General features: G+C 47.8%; 15 protein-coding genes. 7 read left to right on the forward strand and 8 right to left on the reverse strand.

Annotated elements, in window-relative coordinates; all coding sequences use genetic code 11:
• Nucleotides 1-10: 10 nt before the first annotated feature.
• Both AC1DXC_RS04110 and AC1DXC_RS04115 read left to right on the forward strand, forming a co-directional pair.
• Nucleotides 11-1,750 carry a glycoside hydrolase family 13 protein gene (locus tag AC1DXC_RS04110; protein ID WP_477457866.1) on the forward strand — a complete coding sequence of 580 codons (1,740 nt, stop codon included), beginning with the start codon at nt 11-13 and terminating at the stop codon, nt 1,748-1,750.
• Between the two features lies 1 nt (nt 1,751).
• Complete coding sequence (locus AC1DXC_RS04115; RefSeq protein ID WP_477457867.1) at nt 1,752-2,147, forward strand: ACT domain-containing protein; 396 nt, start codon at nt 1,752-1,754, stop codon at nt 2,145-2,147.
• 14 nt (nt 2,148-2,161) lie between these two features.
• Here AC1DXC_RS04115 and AC1DXC_RS04120 read toward each other — a convergent pair whose 3' ends face one another.
• Entirely contained in the window at nt 2,162-3,766 is a 1,605-nt protein-coding gene (locus AC1DXC_RS04120) for a Na+/H+ antiporter (RefSeq protein ID WP_477457868.1), read from the reverse strand.
• A 463-nt stretch (nt 3,767-4,229) separates the two neighbouring features.
• Here AC1DXC_RS04120 and AC1DXC_RS04125 point away from each other — a divergent pair, with 463 nt between their 5' ends.
• Nucleotides 4,230-5,273 carry an acyltransferase family protein gene (locus AC1DXC_RS04125; RefSeq protein ID WP_477457869.1) on the forward strand — a complete coding sequence of 348 codons (1,044 nt, stop codon included), beginning with the start codon at nt 4,230-4,232 and terminating at the stop codon, nt 5,271-5,273.
• A gap of 139 nt (nt 5,274-5,412) precedes the next feature.
• Here the strand turns inward: AC1DXC_RS04125 and AC1DXC_RS04130 are convergent, their stop codons facing one another.
• On the reverse strand, nt 5,413-6,171 hold the full coding sequence (locus tag AC1DXC_RS04130; RefSeq protein WP_477457870.1) for a class I SAM-dependent methyltransferase: 759 nt from the start codon (nt 6,169-6,171) through the stop codon (nt 5,413-5,415).
• Nucleotides 6,172-6,457: 286 nt separating this feature from the next.
• Nucleotides 6,458-7,234: a LuxR C-terminal-related transcriptional regulator gene (locus tag AC1DXC_RS04135; protein WP_477457871.1), complete on the reverse strand. Its 777-nt coding sequence runs from the start codon at nt 7,232-7,234 to the stop codon at nt 6,458-6,460.
• A 215-nt stretch (nt 7,235-7,449) separates the two neighbouring features.
• Here AC1DXC_RS04135 and AC1DXC_RS04140 point away from each other — a divergent pair, with 215 nt between their 5' ends.
• Both AC1DXC_RS04140 and AC1DXC_RS04145 read left to right on the forward strand, forming a co-directional pair.
• Nucleotides 7,450-8,991: a YifB family Mg chelatase-like AAA ATPase gene (locus AC1DXC_RS04140; RefSeq protein WP_477457872.1), complete on the forward strand. Its 1,542-nt coding sequence runs from the start codon at nt 7,450-7,452 to the stop codon at nt 8,989-8,991.
• Between the two features lie 104 nt (nt 8,992-9,095).
• Nucleotides 9,096-9,449 (forward strand): hypothetical protein, encoded by a 354-nt coding sequence (locus AC1DXC_RS04145; RefSeq protein ID WP_477457873.1) that lies wholly within the window; start codon nt 9,096-9,098, stop codon nt 9,447-9,449.
• Nucleotides 9,450-9,632: 183 nt separating this feature from the next.
• On the opposite strand, the gene AC1DXC_RS04150 is transcribed toward AC1DXC_RS04145, so the two are convergent.
• On the reverse strand, nt 9,633-9,824 hold the full coding sequence (locus AC1DXC_RS04150; protein WP_477457874.1) for a cold-shock protein: 192 nt from the start codon (nt 9,822-9,824) through the stop codon (nt 9,633-9,635).
• Between the two features lie 644 nt (nt 9,825-10,468).
• Between AC1DXC_RS04150 and AC1DXC_RS04155 the strand changes: the two genes are divergently transcribed.
• On the forward strand, nt 10,469-10,843 hold the full coding sequence (locus tag AC1DXC_RS04155) for a response regulator (protein WP_477457875.1): 375 nt from the start codon (nt 10,469-10,471) through the stop codon (nt 10,841-10,843).
• Between the two features lie 72 nt (nt 10,844-10,915).
• Here the strand turns inward: AC1DXC_RS04155 and AC1DXC_RS04160 are convergent, their stop codons facing one another.
• Both AC1DXC_RS04160 and AC1DXC_RS04165 read right to left on the reverse strand, forming a co-directional pair.
• On the reverse strand, nt 10,916-13,873 hold the full coding sequence (locus AC1DXC_RS04160) for an outer membrane beta-barrel protein (RefSeq protein ID WP_477457876.1): 2,958 nt from the start codon (nt 13,871-13,873) through the stop codon (nt 10,916-10,918).
• Between the two features lie 213 nt (nt 13,874-14,086).
• Entirely contained in the window at nt 14,087-15,004 is a 918-nt protein-coding gene (locus AC1DXC_RS04165) for a hypothetical protein (protein WP_477457877.1), read from the reverse strand.
• Nucleotides 15,005-15,208: 204 nt separating this feature from the next.
• Between AC1DXC_RS04165 and AC1DXC_RS04170 the strand changes: the two genes are divergently transcribed.
• The gene (locus AC1DXC_RS04170; protein WP_477457878.1) at nt 15,209-15,481 is read left to right on the forward strand and encodes a hypothetical protein; all 273 of its coding nucleotides are present in this window, start codon (nt 15,209-15,211) and stop codon (nt 15,479-15,481) included.
• A gap of 92 nt (nt 15,482-15,573) precedes the next feature.
• On the opposite strand, the gene AC1DXC_RS04175 is transcribed toward AC1DXC_RS04170, so the two are convergent.
• Entirely contained in the window at nt 15,574-18,171 is a 2,598-nt protein-coding gene (locus AC1DXC_RS04175) for a zinc-dependent metalloprotease (protein ID WP_477457879.1), read from the reverse strand.
• Between the two features lie 95 nt (nt 18,172-18,266).
• On the reverse strand, nt 18,267-19,427 hold the full coding sequence (locus AC1DXC_RS04180) for a PDZ domain-containing protein (RefSeq protein WP_477457880.1): 1,161 nt from the start codon (nt 19,425-19,427) through the stop codon (nt 18,267-18,269).
• Nucleotides 19,428-19,568 lie beyond the last annotated feature (141 nt).

The raw sequence follows: 19,568 nt of genomic DNA on the forward strand, positions 1-19,568 counted from the left end.
AACCGAGCGTATGAAGCTTTCTATTTTAAAAACAGCAGGGTTTTTAGCCCTATGGATACTGTTTGCCGGCAACACTACCCGCGCCCAGAATGTTGTGAGCAGCAACGATGCCCTCGCCAAAAAATGGTGGAAAGAAGCGGTAGTTTACCAAATTTACCCCCGCAGTTTTATGGATAGCGACGGTGACGGCATTGGCGACCTGAAAGGCATAATCTCCAAACTGGATTATATCAAAAGCCTTGGGGTGGATGTGATATGGCTGAACCCTATCTACAGTTCGCCCAATGATGATAACGGCTACGATGTGAGCGACTACCGCAACATTATGAAAGATTTTGGCACCATGGCCGATTTTGATGCACTGCTTAAAGGTATGCACCAACGCGGGCTAAAGTTGGTGATGGACCTGGTAGTGAACCATAGTAGCGACGAACACGAATGGTTTAAGCAAAGCCGCAGCTCGCGCACCAGCCCTTACCGCGAATACTATCACTGGTGGAACGCCGAGAATGGCAAACCGCCCTACCGCTACAGTTTGTTTGATGTTAACCACGATGCCTGGAAATACGATACGCTTACCAATGCTTATTACCTGCACTATTTCTCGCGTAAGCAGCCCGAGTTGAACTGGGAGAACCCCAAGCTGCGGCAGGAAGTGTATGGGATCATGAAGTTTTGGGCCGATAAGGGTATAGACGGTTTTCGTTTGGATGCGTTCCAATTTGCGGCCAAGGATACTACCTGGCCCATGTTCCCGAAGGGTTTCGAGAAAAACTTTGTACAATATTATGCCATGCAGGGCAACCTGCACGGCTACCTGCAAGAGATGGACCGCGAGGTGCTGAGCAAATACGATGTAATGAGCGTAGCCGAGGGCAGCGGCAGTACTTTTGAAGACGGGCATAACCTGGTGGATGCCAACCGCCACGAGCTGAACATGGCCTACGCTTTCGACGTGGTGGATCTGGCAAAGCCCGATGGCTACAGCGTGCTAAAGTTTAAACAGATTTTTACCAAATGGGATAGCGCTTTCGCAGTCAATGGCTGGCTTTCTATCTTCCTGGCCAATCATGACCAGGCGCGACTGGTGAGCCGCTTCGGTAACGATAGTCCGCAATACCGGGAGGTATCTGCAAAAATGCTGATGACCTTTTTGATGACCATGCGCGGCACGCCATACTATTATAACGGTGATGAACTGGGCATGACCAACGCCGGCTTTACCCGGATAGAAGATTACCGCGATGTACAGACCCTTAACGAATACCAGCGGCAAAAAAGCATCGGTGCCGATTTGCCCGCCTACCTCAAGCGCATCGGTTTCGAAAGCCGGGATAACGGGCGCACGCCGTTCCAATGGAACAACAAGGCCAACGGCGGTTTCAGCACCGGCACGCCGTGGATAAACGCCAACCCCAACTACAAAACCATCAACGCCGCTGCGCAGGATAAAGACCCTAATAGCACGTTGAACTACTTCCGCAAGGCGGTGAAGCTGCGTAAGGATAATAAGGTGCTGGTTTACGGCAAATACACCCTGCTTGATGCCGATAACCCCGATGTGTATGCCTACACCCGCGAAATGGATGGAAAAAAATTATTGGTGCTGCTGAACTTTAGGGCCGCCCCATCTGTATATCATATCGAGCCGGATTTAAGCAAGGCTTCTGTTTTATTGAGTAACTATACTAAGGCATCGGCAGCAGGCACATTACAACCATACGAAGCAGTAGTTTACGAATTGAAATAACATGAGTGGCATTACCGATATACAAGCCTTGCTGAAGAATATAACGCCCGAATTCCACGGCGGGCAGTATGTTTTTTGCAGCGTTTCTACCGTTGAGGGGCTTGATCTGAAAGATGTCATCTGCCTATTTAGGGAAGAAGAGGCCATAACTATCATCGTTACCCGCAAAACTGCCGACAGGCTGGGGCTTGCCTATCCGTTTATAGGTGCCTGGATAACGCTCACGGTGTATTCGTCGCTGCAGGCGGTGGGCTTAACGGCGGCCTTCTCCAATGCCTTGGCTAAAGAGGGCATCAGTTGCAATGTAATAGCGGGGTATTACCACGACCATATTTTTGTAGAATACGCCGATGCCGCCAAGGCGATGGATGTACTGCGGGGCTTGCAGGATAGCTAAATGCAACGGGCATTTTATTCGCTTTCTTCCTGCAGGCGTTCTTCCTCCAGGTCCAACCGGTTTTCTATGATGCGTATCACATCGTCGTCGTAACCATCGTCCTTGCGGAAACTGTGCAGCCTGCAACGTTCGTGCTCTATCACCTCCATCATCACTTCCTTAAAACGCTGCGTCATGGCGTTGGCACCAGAGCGTTTTTCTTCATCATCAGCAACGCTGCCGTAAAGCTCCATCTTGAATTTAAAAAGCTCGAGTTTATTCCTAAGGATGTGGTTGCCGTCGAGGTCGGCTGCGTAGGCTGATAATAGTTTTTCGGCAGCTACGGTATGCAATTGCAATTCTATCTCCAAAAACTGCTGCTCGTCGGGTTTTTCATTGCCCACGCCGTCGGGTTTTATCCATTTAATAACAAATGGCAGCGTAAAGCCTTGTACCACCAATGTTACGATGATTACTATAAAGGTGATGAACAGAATTAAATTACGGTTAGGGAAAGCCTGCCCGTGCAGCATAAGGGGGATAGAGAGTGCCGAAGCCAGCGAAACTACGCCGCGCATACCCGTCCACCCCAATACCAGCGGGTTGCGCCAGCCCGGCTTGCTCTGCGCTACGGTAATGTATTTGCTGATGAATACGGTAAACAGCGAAGAAAGCTGGGCCGCTATCATGCGCACTACCACCACAACAGCGGTTATGATAAACGCAATACGGAAGGCCTCGCCGAGCGAAACGGCCTGTATGCCCTTGATGATGCCCGGCAATTGAAGCCCTATCAGGAAAAACACCACTGCATTTAAAATAAACACAACCGACGGCCACACCGCGTTTGATTTCAAACGGCTGCTATGGCTAAGCACATAATGATTTTTGTAAGATATGAAAAGCCCGCCGCTTACCACCGCCAGTACGCCCGAGGAGTGCACGCTTTCTGCCGCCAGGTAAATAATGTAAGGCAGCACTATAGAGAAAGCAATATCGAGGTTGCTATTCGTAGGTAGCCAGCGGTAAATGGCATAAAACACAAAGCCTAAAAGCAAGCCTATGGCCAGGCCCGAAATAGTTACCAGCACAAAACCGCCCGCGGCGTTGTACCAGGTAAAACTACTGCTGATGATGGCCACCAGCGCAAAGCGGAAGATAACCAAACTCGAGGCATCGTTCAACAGGCTTTCGCCCTCCAGTATAGATACCATGCCTTTGGGTAATTTGGTAAACTGCAATACTGATGTTGCCGCTGCGGCATCGGGTGGGGAGATGATGGCGCCTAGTAAAAAGCCCTGTGCTAAAGTAAAACCGGGGATTAAGAACACGCTTACCCAAGCCACGGCACCGGCGGTAAGCAACACGAAGCCAAGCGCCAGCACAATGATGATGCGCCGCCATTTCCACAGCGATTTCCAGGACGTGTTTTGTGCGCCATCGTATAAAACAGGCGGCAGTATGATCATGAAAACCAACTCGGGGTTTATATGGATCTCGGGTATGCCGGGTATAAAGCTGATGGCTAAACCGGCAATCACCAAAAATATAGGATACGCAACCCGTAATTTCTTGGCCAATACCACCAGAAAAGATACGCTGAGAACGAGGCTTAAACAAAGGAGTAAGATTTCTTGCATACTGCGGTGAAGCTATTATTGTTTAACAGGCCGTAAGTTAATTCATTAATCCCTCAAAATAAAACAAGCTGTTTGACAAATCGTGAAATCGCCTTTAGATTTTAATTCCACTCTCTAGAGGGTAATAGCCCATGAATTGACAGGCTGACTATTAATCAAACGTTCCGATGGAACGTAATGGGATTATCGCTTTTTTCTACCAACCAAACATCCCGATGGGATGAGAAGTGAAGTTTCGTTCCATAGGAACGCCTGGTTGGTAGGACTAAAAATGTCGGTTTTTCCGTTCCATAGGAACGTTTGGTGATTCTGCCTTTTTATGGGCTATTACTCTTGAGAGGGGAATCGCACAAGTCTTGGCTCAAATTCGATCCCCTGGTACTGCAAATCCCAATCGCACAACGTACAAGGCAAAGTAGATTTATACCATAGCCTCCTCATTTAAATTCTATATATTTCGGCGATGGAAATAAAGGAATTCAAACTGAATAATTTCGACCTGCTGAGGCTGCTCGCGGCAACCGAAGTGATATTCGACCATTATTACCAGCACCTTCACCTTCACCTGGGGCATACGGCTACAAAAATACTGTACTTGTTCCCCGGCGTGCCGGTTTTCTTCGTCATCAGCGGGTATTTGATATCGGCATCATACGAGCGCAATAACTCTATCAAAAACTATATCCGCAACCGGGCATTGCGTATCTATCCCGGCTTGTGGGGCTGCATAATACTGACGCTGATTGTATTCACTATAACCGGCGTAAATTTCCTCAACAAGCAAACCTTGGCCTGGTTGCCCGCGCAACTGTTGGGCTTTATCTATACCCCTAACTTTTTGGCCAACTACGGCTTCGGCTCGTACAACGGCAGCTTGTGGACTATCCCCATCGAACTGCAGTTTTACATCATGATGCCTGTTTGCTATTTGTTGGTCCCTAAGGGTAAACTAAATACCTGGTTTAATGGGTTGTTTATAGTATTTGTGGGCCTAACGCTTTCCTACAACATCTTGCTGGCTTACAACCCCATACACCTTGACGATAAGCTGACTAAGCTTATCCGTTATACCTTCGTGCCGCATTTTTACCTGTTTTTGCTGGGTGTTGTTTTTCAGCGACTGCGTATTTATAGCTCGAAGTTTATTTACGGGAAGGCCTTATACTGGATAGTACCTTATGTGGCCTTCAGCATGTTCTTTTTCGACAGGATAGATGCCGCCTATTTTACGGTGATACAGTACATCTTCCTGGCGTTTACCCTGCTTTCTATGGCCTATACGCTGCCCAACCTGGCCAATAAGCTGTTGCGCAAAAACGATATCTCCTACGGCATATACATTTACCATGGCATGATCATTACCGTAATAGTAGAGTTGAAACTGGTGCCGTATTTTAACCTGGCGTACCTTATAGCGGGTACGGTAATTATGGCAACGCTATCCTGGATGTTCATCGAAAAGCCCTTCATCAAGCGTAAGGAACGCACGATACACGCGGTGGAGTAAAAGTGGTTTTTAAATATGCCGTCATGCCGAATTTATTTCGGTACCCCACACGGCGGGTATTCGGCATGCAATGCGGCTTAGCATAATGGCGACTTTTATGATGGGGTGTTGAAACCTGTTCAACATGACGTTATTGGTTTTACTTCGTCACCACCCCAACAAACATATTTCCCATCCAATTGAAAGGCGCAAACAAACCGTAGATGAGTTTGGCCACAGGGAGCTGCATACCCTTAGGCAGCTTGCCTACCAGTTTAGATACCATGAGCCCGTGATCCCAAAACCGCAGTACTTTGATTTGCTTGTAGTTTTTGAGCAGGTAGCTTTTGATAGCCTGGGTGAAGCTGTTTGTGTCCCAGCGGTAAACGTAGTTGGTGGCATCGCCCTGCACTTCCCATTCGGTACCCAGCAGGTTGCCTATCAGGCTGTCGTACGGTTCTATTACGATGACGGCTTTGCGGGCTACCCTAAGCATCTCGGTAAAACCAGTTACAGGGCGGGGCAGATGGTGCAAGCCATCCTGCACAACCACCAGGTCGTATGAGGCATCGGGCACATCCAGGTTTTCGCCATTCAGCACAATCGTGGGAATAGATGCGTCGAACTCGTTGCATATCTTGAGCGAATTCTCTGAGATATCGCTCACGGTAACGTTGCCGAAGCCGTTCTTTTTGAAGAACAGCCCTTCGCCGCCAACGCCGCCGCAGGTAAGCAGCACGCTCCATTGGCGTATATTGGGGTTGTTTTGCTCCAGCACGGCCAGTGCCTTCAGCAGCCGGCGATCGCGCAGGTAGCGGGTAAGCGGGTCGGTAGTGATATGGAAATCGAACTCCGAACGCTGCTCCGGCGCGTAAATTTCTTCGTAAGCGTTCTGCTGCTGTTTAACCTGCTCAAGCATCCTGTAAATTTTTTAGGGGAAAGATAGGGATTTTTGGGAGAAGGAGGAAAGGGGAGTTTCGATATTGGGGCCCTCGACATCAGTAGGCTAGCTTAAGCCAGGTGTTTAGACGAGGCTGTATTATAAACTGGTGTAAAAAATTGCGTAGGATGAACATTGGCTATGTGTTTAACAGGAGAGGATTCTTGAACTCTATTTTTGATAAGCTAATCATAAGAATGACTGAAGCAAAGCCCATGAATAACAAAATAATGAAATGCGAACTAAATACTTAATCCTATTAATATTATACCCAACCCTCGCGTATCATTTTGCGCATCAGTTCGATAGGGGTTTTAACGCCGGCCTTATTAAGAATATTCTTGCGGTGCGCGTTTACTGTATGGATGCTGATGTATAATTGGGCAGCGATATCCTTGCTGCTGCAGCCGGCTACTATGCATCTTAAGATTTCGCGTTCGCGCGGGGTGAAGATGCTGTCAGACCGCACCAATGCCTCTGTGTCCTGCAGGTTGTAATAAGATGGTTCGCCATCCAGCCCAATAATAGAGAAACAGGGCTTTCCTGCGGGCTTTATGTGCGAGATATCCGTATGCATCACCAGGCTACGGTAAAAGTTATCCTCGTCGAACTCTATGGGCAGTATCTGGTGCAGAAGGCGCACGTATTTGCCATGCTTGTTCATTATACGATAATCGTGCTGATATTTGTAGCTACCCCGTTTGTCCAGGGGCAGGGCGGTAAGGAATTCGGTAGAGCGGTTTTCGAAACTCAGGAACCAGGGCTTATCGTCCGGGTGTATATTATCCAAAAAAAACATAGCGTTCACCTCCTCGGGCGCGTAGCCCAGCGCATCGGTTATTTCGGGGCTGATGAACTCCAGCTCCATATGGTAAATATTAAATACCATATAGTAATGGCGGCCTGCCTGGAAAACGTTCAGCAGCCGCTTGTGGAATTCAATCTGTACTTTCAGGCCCTCTACATGTATAGCATCGCTTTTGATGGCGGCGCTCCATATTTTTTTGGCGCTGTTATAAATATCGGGGTTGGTTTTTTCCATTGGTTGTATTTTCTGCAAAAAAAATCGTTTTCAATGTATCGATATTTTATGAATAATATATTGATATAGGCGGATAAACTAACAATGTATTGAAACATACTGCAAATGCCTGTGCCGCGCTGGCTTTTTGCGGAACAGGGCAATACCGTTGTTTTAGTAAGCCCTTAGGTTTTAATTTTTTTTTCTATCTTTCGCTATACAAAACCTTATCTATAGTGTTAGTTAAAACCTTTGGCAGCGCAGTTTTTGGCATAGAGGCCATCACCATAACAGTGGAAGTGAATATAAGTGGGGGCAAACTGGCTTATTTTGTGGTTGGCCTGCCCGATAATGCTGTTCGCGAGGCCATGCAACGGGTAGAGACCGCGCTGCAAACCAATGGTTTCCGTATGCCAAGGCAGCGCATAGTAGTAAACATGGCCCCGGCTGACATACGCAAGGAAGGCTCGGCGTACGATCTCACGATAGCAACGGCCATCATGGCGGCATCGGGCCAGATAGAGGCCGAAGAGCTCGACAAATACCTCATCATGGGCGAGCTTTCGTTAGATGGCAGCCTGCAGCCCATCAAAGGTTCGCTGCCTATAGCTATACAGGCCCGTAAAGAAAAATATAAAGGCTTTATCCTCCCCAAGCAAAACGCCCGCGAGGCGGCCATCGTAAACGATTTGGAAGTTTACGGCGTAGAAAGCATCAAACAGGTGGCCGATTTCTTCAACGGCACCGGCACGCTGGAACGCGAAGTGGTAAACACCCGCGAGGAGTTTTACGATAGCCTCACCAATTACGATAGCGACTTTAGCGAAGTGCGAGGACAGGAAAACATCAAACGCGCTTTGGAAATAGCCGCCGCAGGCGGGCACAACGTGATACTGATTGGTCCGCCTGGGGCAGGCAAAACCATGCTGGCCCGCAGGCTGCCCTCTATATTGCCGCCGTTGAGTTTGCATGAGTCGTTGGAGACCACCAAGATACATTCCGTAGCCGGTAAGTTATCCACTGCGGATGCGCTGGTGACTACCCGCCCCTTCCGCTCGCCGCACCATACCATTAGCGATGTGGCCCTGGTAGGTGGTGGCAGCAACCCGCAGCCCGGCGAAATTTCGCTGGCGCACAACGGCGTTTTATTTTTGGATGAGTTACCCGAGTTTAAACGCTCCGCGCTTGAGGTGATGCGCCAGCCGCTGGAAGAGCGCCGCGTTACCATATCGCGCGCCAAATTTACGGTTGATTACCCCAGCAGTTTTATGCTCATTGCCAGCATGAACCCCTGCCCCTGCGGCTATTACAACCACCCCGAAAAGGAATGCATCTGTCCGCCCGGCACGGTGCAGAAATACCTCAGCAAAATATCCGGCCCCTTACTGGATCGTATCGACCTGCACGTAGAAGTTACCCCCGTAAACTTTACCGAACTATCATCAGACCGCCTTGCCGAGAAAAGCGAACACATTCGCGACCGTGTAATAAAAGCCCGCGAACTGCAGATAGAACGCTTCGGCAGCAAGCCAGACCTGCACGCCAACGCCCAAATGAGTCCCCAAATGGTACGCGACATTTGCAAAATAAGCCAGGCCGGCCAAACGCTTTTGAAAAAGGCAATGGAGAAACTGGGCCTCTCCGCCCGCGCGTACGACCGCATCCTCAAGGTATCGCGTACCATTGCCGACCTTGCCGGCAGCGAAGAAATACTGCTGGAGCACCTGGCCGAAGCAATACATTTCAGGAGTTTGGATAGGGAGGGGTGGGCCGGGTAGGTGGTGAGAGCTTCGTGGCAGGTGATAACAATGACAATAGGCTGAACGGTTACTCCTAAACAATTAGGGCTAGCTGTAACACAGTTATTTCCAGATATATTTCGATGAAAAATAATTATTCAAATAATCCAAAACAAATTATCGCTGTATCGACCGCTTTCGCGGTAATTACTATTTCTACATTAATTTATTGGGCAATTGATTCCCGAAAGCAGGATAGGAAGTACCTTGATGTTGAATTTTCCGGGCAAGTAGAACGCATTGATTATGATATTAAGCAATTTCCCACAATTCAAATTCATAACGTAAGTTATTCTATTGATGCTGGTTATTATACAGATCACCAGATAGAGGTGGGCGACTCGGTTATAAAAGTAAGAGGGTCCTATGTGTACAAATTAATAAAGCACAAAACGAAAAAGGAAATTGAATTTACGATAGATCCTCAAAGATTTTGATAATTATTCCACTCAATAACATACAACTACAATACGCCCATGCGGAAAAAATTTCAGTCGCGGTGTCATTTTTTCAGATGTTATCACCGCCGATTATGACAGCGACAAGCCCGGCAAAACGGGTCAAAAAAAAACACCCTCCGGTTAAGGAGAGTGTTTCACAATAATTTGATGTATAGTGTATTAAGCTACTTTAACATTTACTGCGTTAGGGCCTTTACGGCCTTCTTGTACGTCAAAACTAACAACGCTATTCTCGCTGATGTTGTCAATCAAACCTGACGCATGAACAAAAATTTCGCTTCCACCGTTGCTTGGTGTAATAAATCCGAATCCTTTTGTTTCATTAAAAAATTTTACTGTTCCTTGTTGCATTATATTGTTTATTATAAATAAGTTCACAAGGTAAGCATAATTACCGGTGGATTTTCTAATCGGTAAAATTATTTAACGGATGTTTAATTTCCGCAGAGATGGCGTATATGCAATGAAGGCCATGCGTCCGGCAGCCCCGCGCCTTACTTGCTTGCAAGGCGCCGTTGGGAATGCAGTGGAAAACACACAGTCCGGCGAGGGGTTGTGAGAGGTAGCCTGCCGATAGGCGGGAGCGAAGGCCCCGCTATTAGCCGCCTTTCCAAGCGCCAACAGCCTTGGAATTTTCTGGAAACTCATAGCAAAAATTCGCGCAAAAGCTGGAAAAAGCTGGAAAAATTTTTACGTTCTTTTGGCTAATAAGCTGTTTTTGCGCTTATAAAACCTCCCGCTATTTGCCCTAAAACAGCCCCTTTTTTGAAGAAAAAACGCAGAAAAACGCAGATTTTTGAAGGTGTTTTAGCGGTTTTGTAGCCGCATTGCTTTACAACTTCGGCCAAAATTTCTATAAAAGAAAAGTTGGACAAACTCCCCGGCGAAAACGGCGCATTGCCCCTCCATTAATTACAGCCGCGGGCATTTTGGTTGTAATTAAATTATTTGTTTTTTTTGAAAGTAATGCATAGCTTCACGAACCCGCTTCCCCGATGAACAAACAGCTTAAGAAAATCATTATTTTCGACGACGATGAAGATATCCTATCTATCTGCAACTATATTTTAGTTGAGCAGGGTTGGGACGTACACACGTTTACCGATTGCAATAATATCACTGAAAAAGTAGCAGCCATTATGCCCGATGTGATACTGATGGATAACTGGATACCTGATGCCGGAGGCATCGTTGCTACCCAAACCTTAAAGAAGGAGGAGTCGCTGAAGAATATCCCCGTGGTTTATTTTTCGGCAAACAGCGATATACAATTACTTGCCGGCCACGCCGGTGCCGAAACCTACCTGGCCAAACCCTTCGATTTAGAAGAGCTGGAACGCGTTATCAACACCGTGCTGGTGCATCAATAAAAAACTCCCGTATAAACAAAAGAAGCCATCCGTTGATAAAGGGATGGCTTCTTTTGTTTTGTGTATATTCCGTTACATTGGTCCGCCGCCGCCCGGTCCGCCACCACCAGGGCCACCACCACCAGGGCCACCGAAACCGCCGCCCTGTCTGCCGCCACGGCCGGGATCCCCGGATGGGGCCTTGCCCGAGAATTTCTGAAGCCTCAACGTAAACGATAACAGGAAGTAACGCCCAAGTTTATTTACGTTGGTTTGGGTAACGGTGCTGCCGGTAGTTACCGATGAAAAACCGGTGTTCTCGTTAAATAAATCGTAGGCTGCAAAACGCAGGGTACCCCGATGGTCTTTCAGGAAACGGCGTTCTACGTATGCATTTAAAATGTTGGGGTTTTTAATCTGTAGTGTTGGGTCGTAACCATAGTTTAATGTTTTGGTGTAATCGTAGCTCAGCGTCCAGTCTTTCCAGAAATAATTCTTTCCGCTTGCGCCCAGGTTAAGGGTGCGGATATTGGTGTTCTGGTTGAACGCGGGCGTATTCAACGAGTTATCGGTTTTGTTGATAGCGTAACTGGAGTTCAGTTCCGCATCTATAACATCCGTAATATTCACCCTGAAACGCCAGCCCGGCGATAGGGTAAACGTTTTGGCGATGTTTTTGTCGATAGGCGTTGCTACGTTGTTAGAATCTACCGAACCGGCGAAACCGATGTTATTGGTATAACCAACGTTGGTGTTGAATATGATGGTGTACTTACGTTCTGACCATGGCTTGGAGTAAACCAAACCGCCGTTTACCTGGTAGTACCCGCTTGCGTTTTGGTATTGTATAAGGTTTGCGCCTGCAAAGTTCTTCAGGGTTGGGTCGGCTGCCAAGGCCGCTGCCGTAAAGCTGCGCGGATACGAGATATTCACGTTCACGATTTTGTTATCCGTTTTCGTATAGCCAACATTCGCAAAGAAGATATTGCCCGTTTGGAAGCTGAAGTTGCCGTAGCGCAATTGCAAGCTGTTGTTGAACTCGGCGTTTAGATTGGGGTTACCCTGCACCGGGTACGATGCGTTGGAGAAATCTAATACGGGCTGCAACTGGTTAAACGCCGGCTGATTGCTCGTGCCGTTATATTGGAAACTTAGATTCTGGCTCCGCGAGAAATTATAAACGAAACGCGCGGTAGGTATCACATTGAAATTGGTGATTCTGGTAGACTGGCTGGTTTTTACATTGAAGCCTTCCAGGGTAGATGGTTGCCCGCCAATACCAATTACATAATTGTATTTAGCCTCTACTACCCTATAGTTTAAACCAAAGCGGTTTGTAGTAAAAGTATAGTTATAGTTATTGCTCCAAAGCGGGTAATTGTGGTAGGCATTGGCGGTGTATAAAGTATCGGTTTCTTTATCACTGGTGGTGTAGGTATGATTATAAGCATAATTGCCCTCTAAAAACGAGTGCTTGCCTAGCGGCTCCTGGTACGATAGGTTTGCGCCGTAGTTATTGGTGCGGCTATCGGTATAAATTACCTGGTTTTCGGGCGCGTTGCGTAAAGAACCGGGGGCATAATCGTAAATAGGATTATCGTACTGGTTATTTTTATTGGTAGATGCATTGAACCCGATGCTAAGGTTGCGGCCTTTGTGGCTAAACCTGTGGTTGTACAAACCGGTGATGCCGTAATTTGGTGATGAAGAGTTGCTGATAGAGTTAGAAGTGTATGATTGAGTTACCTGCCCATTACGGTTAGAGTTTACGATATCCAAACTAGTAACGTCGTTGCCGGCATATGAGAACGTTGGCGTTAGCTTTAAGTAGTTTACAGTGTCTGGTTTCCATTCCAGATTGAAGTTGAAACGATGGTTAACCGGGTTGTTAGTCTCCGTGCTCTGGCTATTGCTTCGGTTTATCGTATTGACCGACGTGTTAGTTTGAATATTTGTTGAGTTAGTAAACACCGTATTGTCGTTAAAGCTGTAGCTTCCATATACAGAGAGGTTTTTACCCCACTGATCCCTAAAGTTAAGGCCGATAGAATGCGCGTTGGTAATACCGTTGGCATTTGTGGTAGAGCTGTTGCCGCCCCTTAAGGCATTGCCACGGCCGCCGCCACCGCCGCCGCCAAAACCGCCACCGCCTGCCGCACCGCCGGTTGCCGAGCCAAAGCTGAACGTGTTTACGTTGGTATTGTTGATGCTCCCTAATACAGATACCTGCTGATCACCCTTGAATTTGAAAAAGTTGAGCAAGCCTAAATAACGGTTATCGTTAGTAACGCCGGGATTCTTCGGTAAGGCATCAGAGCCATCACCTGCGGTAGCCTGGCCAAAGTAGCCGTAATTCTTATCCTTACGGATGGTGAAGTTGAGCACTTTGGTTGGCTCGCCGGTTTTTACGCCGGTAAGATTAGCCTGGTCGCCGTAATCATCTACTATTTGTACATTGTCTATCACATCAGCAGGCAAATTCCTGGTAGCGCTTAACACATCGCCGCCGAAGAAATCCTTGCCGTTTACACGTACTTTGGTCACTTGCTTGCCTTGTGCGGTAACGGTACCGTCTTTGGCTACGTCTATACCGGGTATCTTCTTCAGCACATCTTCAATGGGGGCATTTTCGCGCACTTTATAAGCCGATACGCTGTATTGTACGGTATCTTCCTTAAATACCACGGGGTTAACGCCCACAATGGTTACTACTCCTAATTGGCGGGTTTCCGATTTCAGGATGATGGGGTCGAAAACGATGGCTTTATCGCCGGCCGGTAGGGTATAATGTTTAATGATGCCCTGATAACCGATAGACGAAATAGTAAGCGTGATTTTTGTGCCCTTTATGCCGTTGAACAGGAATTTACCATTCACATCGGTAGTGCTGGCAAGGCTATCGCCAAGTTCCGATGATATCCTCACGCTGCTGCCCGGCAGGGTAAGCTTGGTAGAGTCGATGATGGTGCCGCTTATCTGGCGACCACCCTGGGCATTGGCATTAAGCCCGGTAAAGGTTAGGATAGTGAGTAGTATATAGATGTATTTCATAACGTATTTAGTAGGCCTGCATTGATGTATTGCGTTTACCACGCATATATTGTGCAAATGTTCACTTAATTGATATTAAATATTTAATAATCATAGTATTGTTACACGGGTAAGGGGGTAAATAATAGGATTGTTACACGCATAAAAACAAAGGCCCCGTTAAAGCGGAGCCTAAGATAATAAGATGTATAAAATTGTATAGCAGCCTGTATATTAATTAGACAAGTGCAGGGCAGCAGCCACCTGGCTGTAGTTCCTGAGATTTAAGCCCGGATGTGTGGTACCCAGCGTAGTAAGCGAACTACCCGCCATAATTACAACCCTGAAATCTAACCCGCTTGCTGTAAAGTTTGATTTTACGCTTACGTAGCCTACGCCATATGAAGAAAGCGCCAGCGTTTGGCCAGCTTCGGCATAGGGCATGGCAAAAAAGCCGCTGTTGCTGCCGGTTATCCTGAAGAACATCAGCACCACGCCTTTATCTACTATATCCTGCGTAATCTGCGGTATGCTGAATTGCGTAAAGCCGGTAAGCACTACGCTTTTATTAGTAAGCAGCACGCTGCTAACGTTGGCACTGCCATCGGCACCGGCGGCCCCTGTTGCACCAGTAGCACCCGTTGCTCCTGTAGCCCCGGCCGGGCCTTGTGCACCTGTGGCACCCGTAGCGCCAGTTGCTCCTTGCGGACCGGCCGGGCCTTGTGCACCTGTTGCGCCCGTAGCTCCGGTTTGCCCTGTTGCGCCTGTTGCCCCCGCGGGCCCGGTTGCGCCGGTGGCACCTGTTGCCCCGGTAGGGCCGGCGGGCCCGGCTGGGCCCGTAGCACCTGTTGCCCCTGCCGGGCCTGTAGCACCCGTAGCCCCTGTTGGGCCGGCGGGGCCTGTTGCGCCTGTTGCCCCGGCGGGGCCTGTTGCCCCTGTAGCTCCTGTTGCGCCGTTAGTCCCATTTGCGCCTGTGGCACCCTGGGGGCCTTGCGGGCCCGATGCCCCTGTTGCGCCTGTGGCACCCGTTGCGCCTGTGGCTCCGGTTTGTCCATCTGCCCCGGCGGGGCCGGGGGTAATGGTTTTTTTACAAGCCCCAAAGCTGGTTAAGCAAATTACCGAAATGGCAAAAAGAGTATATTTTGTTCTCATATCGTTTACACTGGTAATCTTTGTACGGGCGGGATGTTAATAAGTTTCAAGAGACGTAGAAAGAAATAATTTTTCTTATGTCGTTACACCAGCGCCAAATGCCGCCATATGCACATCAATTGTTAACGTATGTTAAAAAGAGTTTCGCTATAACATAAAACCTTTGTTCGTGCGTTTTCGTTAAAGATTATAAATCTTTAACCTATGGATAACATCACTAAGTCGCTCCACGCAAGGGTACATGCGTGGATGGATGCTATTGGCTTCAGGCTAAATGCGTCGCAAACCAATTTTAAAAACAAGGAAACCACCAATCATTACTTTTTCGAAACGTTCAACTTTTTCGAAAAAGCCAAAGAGGGCGATATTTCTAAAGCGAAGTTCCTTTGCTTTGATATGTATGGCGAAAGCATGAGCGTGCGTTCGCTGCTCGACCTGCAAACCGCTTTCTTCGAAAATATCAGCCAGCTTAAATAATCCATTTGCCCGCATCGTAAAAAACATAAGCCCCCGCTAAAAATAGCAGGGGCTTATAACTGTTGGGCCATAATGGGCCGGGGTATCTAATCTTAATATTCTATTTGCGTATCGCTGCTGTCGTTAGTAAAACGGCTCACGGTACCGCCAACCACGTTGATAACCGGTTTTGTTGGATACAACGCTTCTTTTATGCGCAGGCGCAAATCGGCGTAGTGTGCCGTTGTCAAGGCATCGCCGCCCTTAGGGAGGCTAGCACTTATCTTAGCCAATTCGGCCCTAACCATTGGGCGAATATCTGAAAGAGCAATGTTTATTGGCGTAATGCCATAGCTTGCCAATTGTGCCGATGTAAAGCCGGGGAAAGTTTGGCTGGCATCCACATTTAAGAACATTTTCAGATTATCTACATATCCGCGCTGCAGGTTGCGCTGGAACTGGTCGGGCTTAGCCGCAGGGAATATGCCGGGACGCAGGTCGGTAAGCAAATCGCTAACCGTGTAAGCCAATGCGCCGCTCTTCGTTTCGTTATCGAACATACGGGCCAGGCGCGACGGGTTGAGCAAATTACCCAGTGCATTTACCTGCACTGCTTTTATGCGGCCAATCACCACACCGTTATCAAATTTGCTCAATTCGGCATTGTTGATGAGCCATGTAGGCGTTTTAAATACCTGCTGGTTAAGGAAAGCAACGGCATCGCGTTGCAGGCTTTTGCTCACGAAACCATAAACCGGGCCTGTTTGGTCATAAGTTTTGAAGTTTTCATTCATGCCGCCAACGTTCATGGTTACATGGCCTATGTAACGGTTATACTGGCCTATTACCTCGTTGTAAAGGGTTTGCACATCGTCAAAATCCTCGCCTTTTTGATAGGTCCATTTCTCCAGGTTAGGCAATATCCTTTTCAGGTTGGCAATACCGTACATACTTGCTTTCATGGCGTTATCGCCCAGGTCTTCGTTTTGCAGGCGCGGGTCTATAGAAGTGCCCTGGCGGCCGTAATAGTAAAGCGGGTTTCCGGCGTTTTTCGTAGTCCACACATCCAACAGTTCTTTCTCCTGTTTTGGTGTTTTGCCGCCGCCGAAGTAGCTGTAGCCCCATTTAATGGCCCAAAGGTCGTATTCGCCAATTTGTGGGTACAGGTGGGTTACACCGTCGCCGGGTTGCGCTATGTAGTTGAAGCGGGCATAATCCATAATAGATGGTGCCGTGCCGTGCGTAGCGGTAAAGGTTTTAGAGCGCAATGAATCTACCTTGTAAGCATAGCTGCTGCCGAAGTTGTGCGGCAGGCCGAGGGTGTGCCCAATTTCGTGCGATGATACGAAGCGTATTAATTCGCCCATTTGTTCATCGGTAAATTGCGGGTTGCGCACATTAGGGTTTACTGCTGCGGTTTGTATCAGGAACCAGTTGCGCAGTAGGCTCATTACGTTGTGATACCAGCCTACGTGGCTCTCCAATATCTCGCCACTGCGCGGATCGGAGATATGCGGGCCATAAGCATTTTGCACATCAGAGGCAAAGTAGCGCAGCACACTGTAACGTGCATCTTCGGTGCTAAACTCCGGGTCTTCTTTAAAGGTAGGGGCAACTTTGCCAACAATGGCGTTCTTAAAGCCGGCTGCTTCAAAGGCTTTGTTCCAATCGTTAATTCCGGCAATAAGGTAGGGTACCCATTTTTTTGGGGTGGCAGGGTCTATGTAATAAACAATCTGTTTCTTGGGCTCTACCAGTACGCCGCGGGCATAAGCGGCTTCGTCTTTAGGTTCCAGCCTCCAGCGGTGTATATACGCAGTAACTTCAGACCTTTGGGCACCAGTACCGTAATCTGTTTGCGATTGGCCAAAATAACCAACGCGCGCATCCATCAAACGGGCTTTCATTGGTACTTTAGGCAGCAACAGCATAGAAGTGTTCAACTCAAAAGTGAGCGCACCATTGGTGTTATCGGTAGGCGATTCGGCCGCGCGAAAGGTTTTCAGCGTGCGTACCTCTACGTTTATAGGGAAGCTTTTGATGGTATCGATATAAGAGCGGGTGTTATCAAGCGCACTTACTTTATACAGTTTTTTGATATTATCGGGCAGGCTTATGGCCGCAAGGTCGCCGTTGTACATGTCGGTTACATCTATCAGCACGCCTGTAGTGTCTTTATTATATGCCTTGATATCGAATGAAGCCAGCACAGCATCAAGGTTAGAGTTTTTTACCGATTGGTACATATCGCTGGTGCTATCGGCTCTTACCGAGTAACTGGGCACACGCACGAAGATTTGCTTATCGTGGCGTTCCCATTTCCAAACCTGTTCGTTCACTTCTTCGCCACCATATTGTTGGCCGAATGATTTTAAGCCTGTTGGGGTTTTTACGAAACGGGTTACAATCAGCATTTCGCGGCTAAGCAGGCTATCGGGCACCTCGAAGTAATATTTTCCGTCTACCTTGTAAGTAGTAAAAAGGCCGGTATCGGCTTTTGCCTTGCCTACCAGGTCGCTGAATTTTTTGATGCCTTCTTTCTTTGGCGGGGCCACGGTTGCCGTAGTGGTGGTGGTGCCGCCGGGCGTAGTTGTGGTTTTAAGGGTTACCGTAGATGCGGCGTTTTTTTTGGTAGCGCAAGAGCCTGCGGCAAGGGCGAGGGCAACAATGGCCACGCGCAGGTAGGTGCCTGCCCGTAAAGGTTTATTCATGATTTTTTTAATAATTAAGTAGTAAAAAGCGAAGCCCAAAATATGAAATATTATGCAATATTGCCAATAGGGCAACGGGCTTGTTACAAAGGGGCTTATATCCTTCGCCTTAGGGTGAGTATTACTCTGTCGTAGCGTTTATCGTGATAAACTTCGAGTAGTATGCTACGGTCGGTTTTAGATTTTAGCAGGTTATCTACCTCTTCGGTACCCATTTTTGATACCGGCTTAAAGTTGATGGATACGATCTCGTCGTTTTTCTCCAGCCCTATCTCATCTGCCGGCGAGCCCGGCTCTACCCTACTGATGATTAGGTGATCCAGATTATCGCCCGTAGAAAAATACTCTATCCCGCTCATATCGTGCTCAAAGGGGATGCTGTAGGTTTCGTTGGGCTTTAGGTACAGAAAGCCATTGCTGTAATCGAATACGATGTTGAATTTTTTCAGGATGCCAATGCCCATATTACCATCGCGCTGTATGGCGTACTGGCGGTTATCAGCAGTAGTGTCTGGAAAGGAGGTAATTACGTCCTTTATTTTGTATTTGCCCAGCTCAATTTCTTTTATGCGGCTTATAACGCCATCTATGGGGCCATTAATCGCAACGCCCAGGTTGGCTTTGATAAATTTGGGGGGGATGCCCTTGGTTTTTTGCAGGTTCTCCAACGATAGGGGGTGGCCGGCGCCAAGGTCTATCACCAGTTTGTTCTTTACCCGGCGCCCGTCGGGCATAACCACTATGGTTTCCAAATAGGGTTTTTTTTCTTCGATGGTGATGGGTATGCGCTGGCTTTTTTTAACGCCCTTCAAATCAGCAGGCCGGCAAACGGTTAAGGTGCTATCAGAAAAATTAACCTTCACGGCCAGGTTGTTAAAAAAATCCCAGCCAAGCAGGCCGCGTATAGGCAGGCCCACGTAGCTGGAGAGGTTGAAATAATCTTTTTTCAAGATAGCCGCCGATATGCCGGTGCTGTAAAGCCCCGGGATGTCGAGTTTTAAAGGCGGTGTAATGATGGCTTCGTAATCGCCATCGGTGCCAAGGCCGGTTATCTTTAGGGTTCGCCGGTAGTCGAGTTTTATCGAATCTATCATCGTCGGGTCGGTCATGATCATCAACCCTACGCCGGTATCCAAAATAAAGTTGTAAGGCCCTTTATCGTTGATGCGCATTTTGATGACCACCATATTGCGGATAACCCTGAAGGGGATGGATACGTTCCTGCGGCCGCTATCTACCGAAAAGGATTGTGCCATAGACGAGACGTAACAGCAGCAGATGAACGCAGTGAGCCAGAATGTTCTTTTTTGTAATATGTATTTAGCTACTGACAAGGAACCCTATAATTGGAAGCTAAATGTACAGCATTATTTATTTAATGTACAATGCCCTTGTAG

The sequence above is a fragment of the Mucilaginibacter sp. P2_D11 genome (genome assembly GCF_056404435.1).